Source organism: Lysinibacillus sp. CTST325 (genome assembly GCF_054665055.1).
Genome location: NZ_BAAFHO010000011.1, coordinates 68,084 through 84,375, shown reverse-complemented (window position 1 = coordinate 84,375; position 16,292 = coordinate 68,084). Strand labels below are relative to the sequence as shown.

Sequence of the window (16,292 nt, the reverse complement as noted above, 5' to 3'; positions counted from 1 at the left end):
CTTACACCCCAATCCGTCTTGCGCGATAGTTAAATGACACTTCTAAGAAATCAATGTTCTCCTCAGCCTCATAACGGAATAAATTATCTCCGGCCTCAATCTGTAAGAATGTGGAGGACAAGTCTAGTACATTGAAAACATTCGTCTGAACGTTGTTACGACTTAATATAATGGATCGTTTACCTCGGTTAGTATTTATGAAGATTTCATCACCAGCGCGCATTGTTGTATTAAGTTTCAACGATTCATAAGTATTTACATTTATTAATGATGGATTTTTAACGGTAGCTGTAGCTTTAAATCGAATAATCATGCCTGTAGCTTCTTGACCTGTGTTCTCCACATTAATCATTGTGGAAGGCGTACGGTATCCCATTTCAATTCCGCCTTCAGGTATTTCGAGTACAAATTCGAATGCTGGTTTCCATAATCCTATCTCAGCGTAATAATCGTTTTTCTCGTAGATAAATGGATCAGTAGCAACAAATTGTAGTAGTCCTTTTAACCACTTCTTATTATCATGTTCAAAACCGTTGTTATAAGTAGGTGCCATTTCTGCATTGGCATATAAATAAAACTCATGTCCGGCTTTCGTAGTGAAATCGAGCCTCATTGGATTGTGTTTCGGATTACATACCGTATACATTTCATGTCGCTTTTCTTCAATCCACCATGCTTCATTGCCATCACGTTTAATGTAGAAAGGAACATCCAACTCACGGACGTTTAGCACAGTCGATTGATAATGTGCTCCGTCACTTGTAAATGTAGAAGTATTTACATTTGCCTTTAAACCGCTAATCTGAAAGTCTTCAATCAAGAAAAAATGACGACCGAATGTTATCGAATCGTCACGACTATTAGTAATCTTTAATTCTTTTATATTCAAATCGCCACCTCCTAGAATCCATATGCCATACGTCGTAACGTACGTTCCATTTCACGCGATCCACTATCTTGTGTATATATTTTTACGTTAGGACTAAATTGTTTAGAGTAATCGTAATTATTTTGACCACCAACAACTGCATTAGCTAATCCTGTGGAAGACTGTTCAACTTGTGCAATCATGCTGTTCATTCCTTGGATTAATCCTTCAGCAATGTTAACACCAAAGCCCTTCATTACACGGCTTGGAGAATGGATATCTAATGAACCTTGCATTGCTTCTTTAATGCTGTTAGCTATCTCCGTTGCCTTATCGATAAGTGGTCCTTGCATACTTGCTAAACCGTTTAGTAGCCCTTGTCCAGCGTCTATACCGATTTGTTGAAGCGTAGATAATTCATTCGCTGTAGTTCTCGTTAAATTGCGAATAGCCTTATCCCACTCTTTCTGGATAAGGTTCAATTTATCATTAGCAGCTTCGCGTAATTTTTGGATTTGAATATCCGTATCTTCACGCATACCAACTAATTCTTTTTCTGTTTGCTCTCGAGCTAATTGAGATTTTTCGCGGTACAGCTCGCTATACTTCGTCAATTGATCATCAGTCATGCTATTAAGTGCGGATAACTCAGGTAATGCTTTAACTCCTAAGTCCGAAATCTCTTTTAATAATTCCGCATCAATGTTACGTTCAGATAGCTTAGTAAATTGATCTTGCCACTCTTTAAAACCATCCACTTGTGATTGTAGATTTCCCATTAATTCAGCACTTGTTCGATTAAGTTCAACTTTAAATTCGTCAAACGTACCAGCGAATCCCATAAGCGTTGATTTACGTTTGTCAAACGTATCCTGATAAGTTTTGTTTCTCTGTTCTTCTTCCTTTGCTAAATCGTCCATGATCGTTTTCATCTGACCTTGGAAATCTTTATTTATAGAAACAATCTCTTTATTAACAGCTTCAACGGCTTTTTTATAGTTCTGCTGAGCCTCTATACGCTCTTTACTACCTTCTTCAAATAAGCCAATAGTTCTTTCCCAAATCTTAGCTTCTTCAACTAAAGATAATTCCTCTGAAGACTTCTTATCTGATATATATTGCTTAATGCTTTCTAAATCAGCTTTGTTGAGGTCTTCCACAGCTTTATTATAGGCCTTCTGCGCTTCTACACGTTCCTTCGTACCTTCTTTAAATTGGGATACAGCTTGTTTCCAAATCTCAGCTTCCTCTTTGAGACTTAATTCTTCTGAAGATTTTTTGTCTTGGATAAACAACTTAATCTTTTCCAATTTATCTTTTTGAATTTTACCTAATAGATCAGAAGATTCTTTAGCAGATTTCTTTTCAATATCTGCGATTTTCTTAGAAGCATCTTCTTTTATGCGTTGGATTTTAATGTTCTCATCCTGCGTTGTCTTACGTTTCTTAGATGCAGCAGTACGGTTGATTTTATCAATATCTTCTTTAGAACGTTTTTCAATTTGTGCTATTTCGACATTAGCTTTTTCAGTGATTTTCTTTTCTTCTGACTTGTATTGGTTTGCGATATCAATCAAGTTATTTCCCAAGTCCTTCATGACATTCGATACTCGGTCACTTTTACTTTCGATACCTTGGGCAAGACCTTCACCAGTCCACATACCAATTTCAGCCATAACACGAGATGGAGAATGAATCCCTAAAATATCCTTAGCCCAGTCTGGAATATAACTTGCTAATTCTTCGACTTTCTTTTTAACACCACCGAACATATCACCGATACCTTTTATTAGGCCGTTGACAATATCTTTACCTATTTGGAGTAGACTATCAGCTTTAAAGACCTTTTTAGCATCATCCCACTTTTTTTCAATTGTAGTTTTGACTTCTGCCATTTTCTTTTCAACTGCCGATTTCATTTCTTCGATCTTCTTACCAGGCCAAGCTTTTATTTCTTCCCATTTTGTAATGGTATCGGATTTTATTTCATCCCATTTTTTCGAAGCGCTAGTTTTTATTTCGCCCCATTTTTTTGTTGCACTGTTCTTAAAAGTTTCCCATTTAGATAACACTTCACCAGTTTCCCAGTTAACTTCATTAACGTGTTCTTTAGCTTGACCTTTTGCTTCCTTGACAACATTTTGATGCATGTCATTAGCATGTTTAATAGTATCGTCTCGCTTCTTTTTAGCTTCTCCGACGATCTTTTGATACTCTGCTTCTGATATGATACCTAGTTCATCACGTTGCATTTGAGCATTCTTCTTAGTCTGGTTAAAAGTGTCTTCTGCATTCTTGACAGTTTCCTTACGTTGCTTTTCTGAATTCTTTACAACTTCAGCCGCTTGCTCTGCTGAAATCTTAGATGATTCAGTTTTAAGATTGTCTAAGATAATCTTTTGGTCACGTTCTGATTCAGATAAATGTTTAACTGCACTTTCTTTCATGCGTAGATTAATAGCATCAATTTCTTTTTCTTCTGTTTCTGAAATTTGTCGCTTCTCTTTAGCCGCTGTTTCCCAAATTTCTTTAATACGAGCATTACCTTCTGTGATAACTGCCTGTTGCTCTGCTTGCTTAGTTTTCATTCTAGAAAGAATTTCTGCTTCTCTAGTTTCGTCTAAAGCGTTAGATTGAGCATAGAAGTTAGTCATCTCCGTAAGCTGTGCAGCATGGTCTGATTGCATTTCTGTTAAGATTTGTTGCCCCATTTGGTCATACATACCAACCATTTTAGTTGCCATTTCTTGAGTTACTGTTTCGCCAGACCAAGCGATTTGGTGAAAAGCATTTGTTGTTTGTTGTTCTAAATCTAAATAACTACCAACTGCTTGAGCTGTTCCTTCCGAGACTTTATTTTTCCAATCTTCAACTTCAATAGATGATTTGCTTAACTCTTGAGTTACTGCATAAATACCAATTCCTAATGCGGCTACAGCAGCAATTGTTAAACCAATTGGTCCTGTCAATACTGTAAATACACTTGCTAATGCTCCTATAGCCGGAGTAGCTGCTGCTACACCAGTTGTTACTACTGCGATAGCGCTAGACACAGTGCCGAATGCTGTAAAAATTGCGCCTAAAGATGATATTAAAGTTCCGCCAATAACTAAAAGTGGACCAATAGCTGCTGCAATGCCTGCTACCACTAAAATAAATTGTTTAGTACCTTCTGATAAACTTGCAAATTTCTCTATTAAAGGAGCGATAAAATCCATTAAAGCAATAATTTTCGGGATTAAAATATCACCAAGTGTTATACCTACATCTTTTATTTTGTTCCACAAAATTGTCATTTGAGATGCTGTTGTTTTATATCTTTCTTCTGCTTCTTTATTAAGTGCGTTGTTCTCAGTCCATCCTTGATTAGATGTTTTAACAGCATCTCCAAATAATTCAGCTGCTCCGCCGGCACGTAACAAAGCATCACGTAGTTGAATTTCCGTGATGCCCATCTCTTGTAACATATTAATTGCGGTAGTTCCTGATTTTTCTGCATTCCCTAATCCATCAACGAATGCTCCAATTGCTCCTACTGCATCTTCCGCAAATGCCTTTTTAAACTGATCAGCGGTCATGCCAGAAATTTTTGCGAAGTTTTCTAAATCTGCTTGTGTGGAGATGATGTCACCTAACTCTTTACGAGTTAAACCCATACTTTCAGCAAAAGTACCAAATGCTTTCCCGCCGGACCCAGCAGCGAGTTGTAGCTCACGTAATGTCAATCCAGTTTCATCTGAAACCTTTTTAAATTTATCTGTGCCAGATGTAGCCATTTGCATGTTAACCATTACACGCGAAAAGGCACTTCCGCCCATTTCAGCTTGAATACCAACGGATGTGAGTGCCGCGGATAGACCTAAAATATCAGCTTCGCTCATACCAACTTGCGCACCTGCTCCAGCAAGTCGTAGTGCCATGTCAGTGATTTCAGATTCGGTAGTAGCAAAGTTATTTCCTAAAGCAACAATCGAGCTACCTAGCTTATCAAAGTCACCTTGATTCATTTTCGTGATATTTGCAAGTCTCGCTAATGCTGTAGCTGCTTGATCACTACTCATATTTGTAGCAGTACCAAGTTTTATCATGGTTTCTGAAAACCCTAGAATATTTTCCTTTTTAATACCTAACTGTCCAGCTGCCTCACCCACTGTTGCTATTTCTGTTGCTGCAACAGGCATTTGTTTTGCCATATCACGAATACCTTTTTCAAGTGCATCAAATTCCTGTTCCGAGGCATCTACTGTTTTTCTTACTCCAGCAAAAGCACTTTCGAAATCTACCGCTGCTTTAAATGCACCCACACCTAAAGCCGTTAACGGTGCTGTTACTTTCATCGATAAATCCTTACCGACAGATGTCATCTTGTCACCAACAGCCTTCATTTTTTCTCCGGCTTGTTGAGCTGCCTCGCCAAACTTGTTCCAAGTAGATTGTGACCTTGCTAGTTCAGCTTCTTGTTTTCTTAATTCTGCTGTTACTTGGCCTAGTTCAGTTTCAGTACGCGTCATTTCAGCAGTCGCACGATGATATTGTTCTGCTAATTTTTGTGTCTTATCAGCATGTTCACCTTGCTCTGCCTTTGCTTTTTGATATTCTTCAGCAAGCTTTTTAACTTTGGTTTGCTGTCCCTCTAACAGTCGACTATAAGCATCTTGCTTTTGCTTTAGTCCATCGATCGAAGAACTCCATTCTTTACCTTTGTTTTGCAAGCCTCGTATTTCTTGACCCATCGCTTTTAGAGTCGTATTCATGCTTTTAACTGAGCGGTCAAACTGTGCATTATCCAAGGATAACTTGACCTTTAAATCGCCTATTTCTGCCATTCATTTCACCATCTTTCTACCACTGGACTTGATCTGCATAAGCACGTGGTACTTGCTCTGCTTCTTCTTTCTTTTTCCAACCTTTGAAAATGCAGTGTCTGTCCCACAGAGCTAGTAGCTTTCTCGGTGTTGCCCCCCACACTCTTGATTCATCTAAGTTCAAATGGACCGTCCCAATGTATATAAAAAAATCCGCTGGCAACTCTTTGTCGCCTTGCGGATCGTTTACTTTCCCTCTTCATCTGTAGATGGCATAGCATCACCAAATGCTTGTGTAAGTGCATCAGTTACAGTCGTTATATTTTTCATATCGATTAATGCTCCAACATCCGCTTCAGTGATGTTGATGTTCTCACCATTAGCCAACCCAACATGTAATAGTGAACGAATCTTTTTAAAATCTTGCTTTTCTAAACCATCAAAAGCCTTTGTAAAATCTCCAAATTTGTCTTGCAAGTTACATAGAGCGTTTAAGTCAAAACGTACTTCAAATTTCTTGTTTCCTAATGTGATTTTCACGCCTTCATCTTTCATTGCTTCTGCTTTTGTAGACATACAATATCTCTCCCTTTAGTTAAATTTGCATAATAAAAAGAGAGCGAAAGTATCGCCCTCTTAAACTTTTTTATTAAGGTGTAGGTGTTGTTGAACCTGTGTAAACTTTTTTGAACCAATTTGCGATTACAGATGCATCTACACCCTCGTCGTCCTCATCCACAAACATACGTTTAATGCCTTCGCCTTTAGAATTTTTAACAACGTCAGAGTTTACAAATACACCCTTTACTGATGGTGTATTGTATTCAACACTTTCGCCTTTGGTTTTATAGTTTTCCTCAGGTAATTGGAAGTTACCTTTGTAGTACCAGAAGTAACGGTACTTACCATTTGATTTAAGGCTACGGAATGCCAAGGCAATGTTAGGCGCTACATCACCAGATGCGTCAATTACAACGCCATCTTCGTTAATTTCTTTACCTAAAATATCTGCATAGACCGCATTAGCTAGCGCATCAATTTTAAACTCCATTTCTGTTTCACCTTCTGCTGAAGTGGACTCTGCTGCGCCATCATCTGCGTATAAAACTGCATTAGAAGTCTTTGGTGTAACTTTAGCCTCGATTGCCTTAGCTAGTTTTTGGATTGGATTAGCAAATGCTGTTGTAGCATCTTTAGCACCAGCTGCAATCTTTGTGTAATGAATATCCGATAAACCGATTAATACTCCTGCCATAATTAAATAGCCTCCTTATTTGTCATAATAAAAACGATAGGCTTTGTGATATATTTTGGTTTCCTTCTCGTAATCTTCGAAAAAGGAATTCCTCACAAATCCTATCGCTTGTAATTGGTCTTTTACGCTCTCTGTGAGCGCTTCTATATCTCCCTTACCCCAAATATCAACCTGAACAGAATGGCGTGTCATTTGCTCTGTATTATCAGCCTGTAACGCTCCTCGTTCGTTGTATCGGAAGAAGGTAATATAAGTTGTTTCGGTACCTGTGTAAGTCATATACATAACTGGCACTTTCAATGGTAACAAGGCATCACGTATGATTTTATTAATACTCATAGCCTCATCCTCGTTCTTAATTCATTTTTCATAATTTCAATAATGCGATTCATTTCACGCTCAAAAGTTGGCCGTAGCCAAGGTCGAGCTCGCATTTTCGATGTACCCCATTCGTGGAAGTAGAGGTAGAAGGCGTCTGTTGATTGGTTACTAACTCCGACAGCTATAGTACCATCTACAATTTTTTCATCGATAATCATAGAATCTTGTGACCTACCTGTACGTTCTTTGAATCCGAAATTATAAACCGTTTCTTCTAATTGTTCCCGTAAATGCTCTGCCCCTTTTTGCAACGTTGGATCAACAATGTTTTCTGGATTTAAACGATGTGAAAGTTCACGTTGTAACTCTTCGAATCCTAGCATTTCAATATCAAACCCACTCAATCGCTCACCTTCTTGCCTGTTGAAATAGCAACAATCGTATAAGTTGCCTCTTCTTCATCGTCTTCTAATATCGCTTGAATATCATAGATAACCCCTTTGTGGATGATACGTTGCTTTTCGTGTAAACCATCAGTTGGACGGATGATAAAACGTTTAACTTTCGTATTTACTTCAGCAGCTCCAGAAATAGTTTCATAGCCTTTCACTGTTTTAATCTTGGCCCATGGTTTTTTCACTGTTTTCCATTCTGGAGTCGGATAACCATTTTCATTTACTGCCTCAAGATCATATTCTTGGATTGTTATTCGGTTACGCATTTTTCCAGTGTTTAATTTTTCTTGCTCAACGATTGGCTTTGGAATACGCTTCATTCGTCTTTTCCCTCCATCGCTTTAGCTATAGACAAATTAAGAATCTGCGTTGAAAAATTATCAGTGAAAAACTCTAATACTTCGTTATAGGCATAGCGCGAACGCTCGAATACAAGCTCCTTAAAACGTTCGCTAATGTTAATATCATAATCACCGCAAATGGCTTGTAAGTCCTCCACAGATGCTTTTAATATACGAGTTAAATTATCGTCCTCATCATCACCAAGTTTCATGCGTCCTTTAAATTCAGATAAAAGTACTGGTGTGATTTCATTCATTTAACTCACCTACTTTTCTTTTGGTGCTTCATTTTTCTTAATAAAAAACTGACCATACGAATTATTTGTGGTCGACAATACTTTAAGGCGTGCAGCTGTTTGTTTTCTCGCGTCTGGAGCAGGGAAAACGTCACCCTCGCGATAAAATCGACCATCTTTATCCTTGAAATCTCGGACTACTTTATACACTGTTATCCCTCCTAAAAGTGGAAACCCCTTAAAATTAAGGAGTTACCGGTAATGTGTAAATCACTGCTACTTTATTATCGCGTGGCTTACCAAAGGCGAATGTTTTAGCAATGTGTAAATTGCAATCTTCCATAGCTAACGTTTCTTTGTATTCCGTAACCTCAATGCCGCCACCACGGTACGCATCGTAACGATCACTTACAAATGCAACTAACTCACCTTTTGTAGCAAATTCTGATTCGATAAGAATGAAATTGTAAGGAAGTTTTGTAATGTAATCACCTAGTGAGTTTTGGATAGTAAAGTCACCTTTTAAATCCCAAGCATCAGCAGGGTTAATCACTAGTGCGACCTTTCCGCTAACGTTTAAAGGCTTGCCATTTTCTTTCTCTGATAATTCTTTGCCAATTCCAGCGAATTCTTTAATGATTGTTTTTGGGTCAGCTAATGTCAATGCCCCTGCTGCTGCTTTTTTAGCATGTCCTTTAGTTGGGTCTACCGCTGCTGCTAAATCACGAACTAAACCAATCGGTTCTTCTTTTGTAGGACCAGCTCCGTTAATATACGCATTTTCCAATGCTACTGCATACGTTTCTGTGATTTGAGTTTGTACATAAGCCGCTACCCATTTAGGACCGAATTTTGCTAAGTCTTTTGGCAGTACAACAAACGCTGTTAATTTAGATTGTGCGATTTTTTCTTGCTTGAATGCCGCGTTCAATTGACCTTTGATGTCTCCAAAAATAGGACCCCATACAGCCGCGCCTTCGTATTCCGATGTAATAGTTGTTAATGTAATAGTTCCTAAGTTGCGGAAGTTGATTACAGATAACAGTGGATGGTCGCTTGTTAGGTCATCGTAAATACGTTCTTCAATCGTATACGGGAGAACAATTTCGTCTTGGAAACCATCAGATACAATAACATTGAAGAATTTCGTTTCTTCTGCAGTCATTACATCTGCTCCACGATTCGATAGAATCACTTGATCCATCGTGTTGTTAGCTACTTCGTTTGTAATTTGAGTCGTTAAAGAATTCACTAATGCATCTTGCATATTCACCCAAGCTTCTTCAACTTGCTCTGGTGTCGATTCTTCATTTTTCACAACAGCAGCATAATTTAATTTTGCTTCCTCGTAATTTTCAGTGTGCTTGTTTAATTTAATAACCATTTATGATTACCTCCAAATTTTTGTATTAAAAAAGGAACCCTTTACGCTTGTTAGTCGGTTGTGCCGGCTCTGGCGTTGGTTCCTCTTTCGATTGTTTGATTAAATTTGTAATTTCATTTTTAAAGATTTCAAGATCAGCTTTTGTAACCTTGTCCTCCACAGATGATGTAGCAGAAGGTTGCTCTTTCATCATCAAACGTGCTTTGTTAATAGCTTCATTTGGCAAGATAGCATACGAGCTAGCTACGTATTGAATTTTACTTTCGAATAACACTTCGTCTGCGAATCCTTGTTTGACGGCATCATGAGCACTTAACCAAGTTTCGTCATTCATCATCTGAAGAATTTCCTCTTCTGATTTACCTGTTCTCAATGTATACGCTGCTGCAATCGCCTTATTGTAATTTACAAGCACCTGAGCTTCTTTTTGATGCGCCCGATAGTCACCGTCGATACCACCCGAAACATTGTGAATCATAAGTTGAGCCGTTGGAGCAATCATAATTTTCTTTCCTGCCATTGCAATAATTGATGCAGCACTAGCAGCAATAGATAAAGTTTTTGTAGTGACTTCGCCTTCGTAAGCCATTAAACGTGAATAAATTTCACTTCCGGCATCAACATGGCCGCCACCTGAATTAATGATAATTTCAATTGGTGAATTATCAGTTGGTAATTGATTAATTACGTCATTGGGAGATGTGCATTCAATCCCATACCAATCATAAACTTCCTTGTAATCATTCATAACGATTACGCCTTTGATTTCAATTGTTGTCATTCTTCTCACCTCCCCCCACAGTTTGATAGTTTTTGGTAATGACGTACTTATCTAGCTCTGGATCGTCCACGCGTTCGTCGCCAAACTTTTCGCGAACCTCATTTCGGTTATAAGCTCCTGATGCAACCAATTTATCAACTGCCTCTGCATTTTCTGTTACAGACTTCACTTGAATGCCAAAAACTTCAATCCGTTTGCCTGATTGATATTCTTTTTTGCCTAGTAACTTCGCATTTAATTCATCACTAATTTTCTTGAGTAATGGATTGTAGGTAAATTTGATATATGCTTTTAAAGCTGTTTCGTAATCAGACAACGAACCGTGTAAAATTGCTGGCGGAATACCTAGTAACTCTGCTACATAGTCAATTGCTTTATCAAGCACTTTAGTAATGTCTTCAATTGAACGACCACCATTTGAACCATTTGTAATCTCGTCATATTCGAAACCTTTCAACTTTGGTACAATAGCGAATGCATTTTTACGAAATGCATTAAACATCCTATCGATGAAACTTTGTAGCTTGCCGAGATTTTCTTCATCGAGTTTTTGATTTGTATCAATCCCAGCTGTAGCACGAACTTGATTTGCGAACATACTTGTTTCAACCATCCGACTAAAAAGCTGTGTAAAATCCTCAAACATGCCATTCATAAAGCGTGATAGTTTTTCGTTGTTATAAGTTAAATAAATCACTTCATCCATACTGAATGTACGTTTAAATGTAAATTCCTTTACTGTTACATTTTTAAATGTATCTGTGTAAACAGCTCTTTCTTCCCGTATGAAGCTATCAGCGATAAGCAAATCATCCGAATCACTCACCACTATTAATACTTCTCGTTCGTGAATTAACTTATAAACAGCATCCTGCCAAAAATCTGAAGCACTTGAATCTGTATTTGGGCGGATGTTTAATAAATAATCCCAATCATCGCGAATGCGTTTTTTGTCTTGCATGATGCGGAAATCTGCTTGCGCAACTGTTCTAGCCATAAAATTAATGCAAATTTCCAATGCTAATTGTTTTAAATATGCTCGTTGTTCAACTTCAAAACCAAAGATTTCGTCTTCTGTAGAGAAAGATGACGGTAGATCTCTATTGCGCTGAAAAATACTTCCTAACCAACTCACTTTTCCACCCCCTCTCTAGAAATTCAACGCATTAAGTGCATCCAATGAGCTACCTACATCCATTTCAGTTACTTCATCAGCTCGATACATAGCATGTACAAAAGCTTGGAAGCCGTCTGTTTTTCTACGTATAGGTTCTTTCTTTTGATACTCTTTGTTGCCATCTTTTTTGATAACAACTAGTACATTATTGGTGTACCAACGCATTAAAGGATTGTCCCCAAATATTATCTGACGGTTAGCAAAAGCAAGCTCTATTCGCGGAGCCAATAAACTGTGGATGGCTCTCGGATTTTTAATAACTTCAACTTCGAATCCTTCCGCTTCGAACAAAGGCCTTAGAACTTCCATTCGGAAATTATCAGCGATTACTTTTTTGACTTCGTAGTAATTTCGCATTTCTACAAACCATGCAACTATTAACTTTGGATCAATCGTTTCGCCCTCCACAACTGAAATTAGCCCTTGTTCTTCCCATTCTCTAATAGGTGCGAATTTTCGCTTTCCAGCCATCTCAGCATCTTGCTTTTTGGAATAGCTATAAAATTTGTCAACAAACTCTTTTCGAGCATAGGAATGTGTTTTAAAAACATAATCGCCATTATCACGGAACAACAAGCCACATGCTGCAAAGTCTCGAATACTAGCGAAGTCAATAGCACCTACAGCCTCTCTACCACGTACATCCGGCATTTCACGGTCAGTAGCTTTGATTTCCTCCCACTTAGCAACAGAACGCTCTAGATCGGTCACAGGGCAGTTCATACGCTTTGTCATGAACTCCTCACGATTCGTAGGATCATCTTCTAAGTCCTCATACTCTTCAAAAATCGTATCGAATAGCCCTTGAGCATACTCACTTCGAGGGTGACAAAGCATCGGATTTGCTTTTTCCCAGCTTTCAATATCATCTACTTCCTTTTCATCATCTAACTTACAGATGAAAGGAAACAATGCATTCGGCCGCGCTTCACCATTTAAAACCTTCATCGCTTTTTCTTTTTGTTTATCTAAGAAGCCATCTCGAACATATCCATCGGTACCAATATAAAACTCACGTGGATTTTTCTTTTTACCTAGCCCGGAAATATGAACTCGAACATCTTTATTGCTCTCATATCGGTGTATCTCATCGAATACAACGGCACCATCACGCAAACCGTCTTTTGTTTCGCCATTGGAAGTACGGAACTTTAATATCGAATCAGTTTTATTACTAGTGATCTTTTCTTTTGTTCGATAGAACATTGATTTTAAAATGCTGTTTCGTCCAATGACGTTGTATGTTTCATCAAATGAAGTTTTGGCTTGTTCTTCACTGTTAGCGACAATTGAGACGTTGTATTCTCTAATCCCATGATGTGGTCCAATTAAGAAGTGGGTAACAACAGAAATTAAACCATTTTTACCGCCACCACGACCAAGCATCCATAAATGCTTTCGATAAAACACACGGCCATTCTTTTTGAAAAATAAAAAGACGAATGCGATTAAAAATTTCTGAAACGGTTGCAGGGGAAAATACCACTTCTCACCGAATCGGATACATTTTTCAATCATATCGTCATCAAAATACAAATCATCTCGACTTAATACATGCTCTCGCAAATACTCAATCAACATGATTCGTTCTTTATTCAGTTTGATTTGTCCAGATTCATAAAGTTGGATGTACTCATCCACATATTTATTGCTAATCAAATTAGATCATCTTCCGAAAACTCTTCTTTGCCTTTGCCTTCCACAGTTGATGCAGTAGGGGGCAATCCTTCATCGACAAAGTTTAGTGATTTCTCTAAAGCAATCAATTGAGTATTTATTTTTGTTTTATCCGTCATAGCTGGATGACTCTTGACGAAACGCTGCTTACCATTTTCAATAGTGATTGTAGATCCATCGCGTGCCAGTACCTCATCGCATTGTGAGTCTAGCTTAAGCAATTCAATGTAACGTTCTACTTTTTTCACTTCTAATAAATCATCTTTATCGATTCTGCTCATCAGTTGTGCTTTCAATTTCTCTAAATCCATAATTTAACCCCCTCCCCCCTCTCGCGTGGAAATAGCTATATTAAAAAAATCTGGACAGAACACCCCACGCCGGTCCCAGGGGTTTTATGAATCGCAAAACCTTTTGACCCGGGGGTATCATACTTTTATCTCTTTACCACTTCTCGTCATTGATCCATTTGTTTTTCTTTCCATCAAAACGATTGTGTCGTTTGTTGTGACAGGCTTTACATAATGTTCGTAAGTTATCTAATTCGAGTGCCAACTCTGGATGATATTCAATCTCATGTATATGATCGATTTCTAAAACTGCATCATGTTGCGTTGTGACTTTACCTTCTTTTGCGCACCATACGCATTCGTAGTTATCTCGTTCGAGTGCTTCAAGTCTTAGCTTCTGCCATGCTGTTGATTTGTAAAAAGCGATTTGTTCTTGCTTTGTTTTGTATTGCTTCATGATGTTAGTCGCTACCTTCTAAACGTGTTGGCGATTCATCGTAGAACATTGCATTTGAAATATGAAAATGACTTCCACAATTACCACAAGTTAAATGTTCTGGACCTGTTTTATATACATAATAACTTTCACAGTTATCACATCCGATTCCTTCATCGATGCCATCTAGCTCATCAGCCAATGCTCCTGCATGCTTTGCGATTGCTCGTAACCTTAATTTAGATTTGTCATCAAAGCTTAGATTGATTGTAATATCTCCTACTTTTACCATTGTTCATTCCTCCTTTGTTGGTACTTCATCTTCTAAAATGCTATCAACTAATTTCTTTACTGTACTTGGACCAATCTGATTCATTTCATTTGGTGTTGTATTGCCCACCATATCATTCGACAGTGCATCAAGTTTGCTAACAGTTTCTTTTCCGCATAGTTCGATAAGTGCTTCAACACCTAAACAATCAGTGACCATTGATATTAATACAATCTTTTCTGCTTTTGTAAGTTCCATGGTTCATCCCTCCATACCCAAATGCTTCTCATACATTCTCTCAGCCTTTAATAATCGCTCTCTCTTCTTACTGTGCTTTGTATATTTAAGAGCTGTACAAATATCGTCGTATCGTTTCTTGATGACTGGTGAACTAAATGTAGTATTTATCTGAGTGTGTAATCCTTGCTTCTCAAATTGTTTGATATATCCAAGATCAGTTGATTTGATTTCAATCATCACTCTTGATGGACTTAAGACTTTGGGTTTCAAGAGTTTCAATAATTTTCGCTTTAATCTGTTGAACATTGCTCGCCCTCCACAACTCATAATGATTTGCTCATTAGCTTTTATAGTCTGTTTAGCTTTCGACTTTACACCTTCAAGACTGCACCAAACTCCACCCTATCGGTTACTAGTACATGCCAGCACTCTTCGGCATCTAATGTTCCTGAGATACTTACGCGCCCGTTAACTAGTCCATTGTTATTTGTATGGCTGTTTGATACAGTCTTCAAGGCATAATAAAAAGCCACACCTTGTTAGATGTGACTTAATGTATTACGGTTTAATAAATCCAACTACTTCTTTAATTCCTTTATATGCTTTAGCCCATGTACTATTTTCTTCTAAATAGGTTAAGCCTTTCATTTCAATTTTAGCTTTATGAGTGAATGCGTAAACAACTCCATTACCACGTCCACCTCTTTGTACCAATGCACCTTTAATTAATCCGTCACTTTGCATCATTTCAACTACAGTTCCGAATTCTTCTAAACTAATTTCATAATCTTGGCTCTTTGGTTCATTTTCTTGTTCAATTTCCTTCAAAATACTATAAATTAATTTACGTTTATCCAATGTAAATACCTCCCATCTACCTATCTATCATAGGTTAAATGGAATGTTGTGCCAATAATATAAATCTGACATAAAAAGAGACTACCAATTTAGTAGGCTCTCATGCTTGTTTTCGAAACACACGTACAAGCGAACGTGCTTATTAATGTAATGCAATTTTGTTTACGCATTTCCGTGCGCTTTTGTTATTACTTCACAATATCAATTTACTACACTTTTTTGCGAACTTCCCTGGTGTTAACAAGTTCACTTTCTTTCTAATAGCCACTTAATGATTCTAAATCGTTTACCCATAGGCTTTTTGTGTATTCTTCAACCTCTTTGTCGTTCATTGTTCTAACTTCAACATAACCGCATTTTCTACACTTATATTCAGCTTTATGAGGATACTTGTTTAATAGTTTAGGTAGCATAAAACCATGATTACATTTATGTTGAGCTATTTTATTCATAAATGCATTAATCACACCCAACCAATCCTTTCAGCTGTTTTATCTATTAAGATGTTACGTTTTCGAAGTACCTTATGACGTGATATATACAGTTTATCTGAGATGTCTTCCCACTCGTAACAGCCGTCTTTATCCCAGTAACGCATATCTACAATGGTACGCATATCCTCCTCTAACTCACTATATAGGTCTTCCACAGTTTTGATGATGCGTTTTAAGTTTTGATAATAGGCATCATTTGCAAGCACCATAGCTTTCTTGGCTGTAGTATCGGAAATCGTATTACTACGACCACCAACCAATTCCCCTTGTTCATTATGTGGATTTAACAACTCCCATTCACGGTACTTTAATTTCTTCCTATATTGTTCCAGCTCAATCCAATATCGTTCGATTGTCTGTATATCACTACGCGATAACGTAGGCATGTGCAGCACCTACCTTG

The 16,292-nt window shown here is 37.7% G+C and carries 22 protein-coding genes; all 22 read right to left on the bottom strand.

Features of this window, described 5'->3' with window-relative positions; genetic code table 11:
• Position 1: 1 nt before the first annotated feature.
• Positions 2–889, bottom strand: a complete 888-nt coding sequence (locus ACYQ73_RS20665) for a phage tail family protein (RefSeq protein WP_460014192.1) — start codon at positions 887–889, stop codon at positions 2–4.
• A gap of 11 nt (positions 890–900) precedes the next feature.
• Positions 901–5,694, bottom strand: coding sequence for a phage tail tape measure protein (locus ACYQ73_RS20660; protein ID WP_460014191.1), 4,794 nt, complete (start codon positions 5,692–5,694; stop codon positions 901–903).
• A 16-nt stretch (positions 5,695–5,710) separates the two neighbouring features.
• Entirely contained in the window at positions 5,711–5,857 is a 147-nt protein-coding gene (locus tag ACYQ73_RS20655) for a hypothetical protein (protein WP_460014190.1), read from the bottom strand.
• A 62-nt stretch (positions 5,858–5,919) separates the two neighbouring features.
• Complete coding sequence (locus ACYQ73_RS20650; protein ID WP_460014189.1) at positions 5,920–6,249, bottom strand: hypothetical protein; 330 nt, start codon at positions 6,247–6,249, stop codon at positions 5,920–5,922.
• A 73-nt stretch (positions 6,250–6,322) separates the two neighbouring features.
• Positions 6,323–6,928 carry a major tail protein gene (locus tag ACYQ73_RS20645; protein WP_460014188.1) on the bottom strand — a complete coding sequence of 202 codons (606 nt, stop codon included), beginning with the start codon at positions 6,926–6,928 and terminating at the stop codon, positions 6,323–6,325.
• A 15-nt stretch (positions 6,929–6,943) separates the two neighbouring features.
• Complete coding sequence (locus ACYQ73_RS20640; RefSeq protein ID WP_142510693.1) at positions 6,944–7,267, bottom strand: hypothetical protein; 324 nt, start codon at positions 7,265–7,267, stop codon at positions 6,944–6,946.
• Positions 7,264–7,653 carry an HK97-gp10 family putative phage morphogenesis protein gene (locus tag ACYQ73_RS20635; RefSeq protein WP_460014187.1) on the bottom strand — a complete coding sequence of 130 codons (390 nt, stop codon included), beginning with the start codon at positions 7,651–7,653 and terminating at the stop codon, positions 7,264–7,266. The genes ACYQ73_RS20640 and ACYQ73_RS20635 overlap by 4 nt, the downstream gene beginning before the upstream one ends.
• Positions 7,650–8,024: a phage head closure protein gene (locus ACYQ73_RS20630; protein ID WP_460014186.1), complete on the bottom strand. Its 375-nt coding sequence runs from the start codon at positions 8,022–8,024 to the stop codon at positions 7,650–7,652. The genes ACYQ73_RS20635 and ACYQ73_RS20630 overlap by 4 nt, the downstream gene beginning before the upstream one ends.
• Complete coding sequence (locus ACYQ73_RS20625) at positions 8,021–8,302, bottom strand: hypothetical protein (RefSeq protein WP_460014185.1); 282 nt, start codon at positions 8,300–8,302, stop codon at positions 8,021–8,023. The genes ACYQ73_RS20630 and ACYQ73_RS20625 overlap by 4 nt, the downstream gene beginning before the upstream one ends.
• A gap of 9 nt (positions 8,303–8,311) precedes the next feature.
• A complete protein-coding gene (locus ACYQ73_RS20620; RefSeq protein ID WP_460014184.1) occupies positions 8,312–8,491 on the bottom strand; it encodes a termination factor Rho in 180 nt (59 codons plus the stop codon).
• A 34-nt stretch (positions 8,492–8,525) separates the two neighbouring features.
• On the bottom strand, positions 8,526–9,665 hold the full coding sequence (locus ACYQ73_RS20615; RefSeq protein WP_460014183.1) for a phage major capsid protein: 1,140 nt from the start codon (positions 9,663–9,665) through the stop codon (positions 8,526–8,528).
• A 25-nt stretch (positions 9,666–9,690) separates the two neighbouring features.
• Positions 9,691–10,446: a head maturation protease, ClpP-related gene (locus ACYQ73_RS20610; RefSeq protein WP_460014182.1), complete on the bottom strand. Its 756-nt coding sequence runs from the start codon at positions 10,444–10,446 to the stop codon at positions 9,691–9,693.
• Positions 10,433–11,581 (bottom strand): phage portal protein, encoded by a 1,149-nt coding sequence (locus tag ACYQ73_RS20605; RefSeq protein ID WP_460014181.1) that lies wholly within the window; start codon positions 11,579–11,581, stop codon positions 10,433–10,435. Before ACYQ73_RS20605 ends, ACYQ73_RS20610 begins: the two co-directional genes overlap by 14 nt.
• 15 nt (positions 11,582–11,596) lie before the next feature.
• A complete protein-coding gene (locus ACYQ73_RS20600; protein WP_460014180.1) occupies positions 11,597–13,282 on the bottom strand; it encodes a terminase TerL endonuclease subunit in 1,686 nt (561 codons plus the stop codon).
• Positions 13,279–13,611 carry a hypothetical protein gene (locus ACYQ73_RS20595; RefSeq protein WP_460014179.1) on the bottom strand — a complete coding sequence of 111 codons (333 nt, stop codon included), beginning with the start codon at positions 13,609–13,611 and terminating at the stop codon, positions 13,279–13,281. Before ACYQ73_RS20595 ends, ACYQ73_RS20600 begins: the two co-directional genes overlap by 4 nt.
• A 133-nt stretch (positions 13,612–13,744) precedes the next feature.
• Positions 13,745–14,047: an HNH endonuclease gene (locus ACYQ73_RS20590; protein WP_460014178.1), complete on the bottom strand. Its 303-nt coding sequence runs from the start codon at positions 14,045–14,047 to the stop codon at positions 13,745–13,747.
• A gap of 4 nt (positions 14,048–14,051) precedes the next feature.
• Positions 14,052–14,318, bottom strand: coding sequence for a hypothetical protein (locus ACYQ73_RS20585; RefSeq protein WP_460014177.1), 267 nt, complete (start codon positions 14,316–14,318; stop codon positions 14,052–14,054).
• Between the two features lie 3 nt (positions 14,319–14,321).
• Positions 14,322–14,555: a hypothetical protein gene (locus ACYQ73_RS20580; protein WP_460014176.1), complete on the bottom strand. Its 234-nt coding sequence runs from the start codon at positions 14,553–14,555 to the stop codon at positions 14,322–14,324.
• Positions 14,556–14,558: 3 nt separating this feature from the next.
• Positions 14,559–14,843, bottom strand: coding sequence for a hypothetical protein (locus ACYQ73_RS20575; RefSeq protein ID WP_460014175.1), 285 nt, complete (start codon positions 14,841–14,843; stop codon positions 14,559–14,561).
• Between the two features lie 252 nt (positions 14,844–15,095).
• Positions 15,096–15,395 carry a YjcQ family protein gene (locus tag ACYQ73_RS20570; RefSeq protein ID WP_460014174.1) on the bottom strand — a complete coding sequence of 100 codons (300 nt, stop codon included), beginning with the start codon at positions 15,393–15,395 and terminating at the stop codon, positions 15,096–15,098.
• Positions 15,396–15,652: 257 nt separating this feature from the next.
• On the bottom strand, positions 15,653–15,847 hold the full coding sequence (locus ACYQ73_RS20565; protein WP_460014173.1) for a hypothetical protein: 195 nt from the start codon (positions 15,845–15,847) through the stop codon (positions 15,653–15,655).
• Positions 15,848–15,858: 11 nt separating this feature from the next.
• A complete protein-coding gene (locus ACYQ73_RS20560) occupies positions 15,859–16,275 on the bottom strand; it encodes a hypothetical protein (protein WP_460014172.1) in 417 nt (138 codons plus the stop codon).
• Positions 16,276–16,292 lie beyond the last annotated feature (17 nt).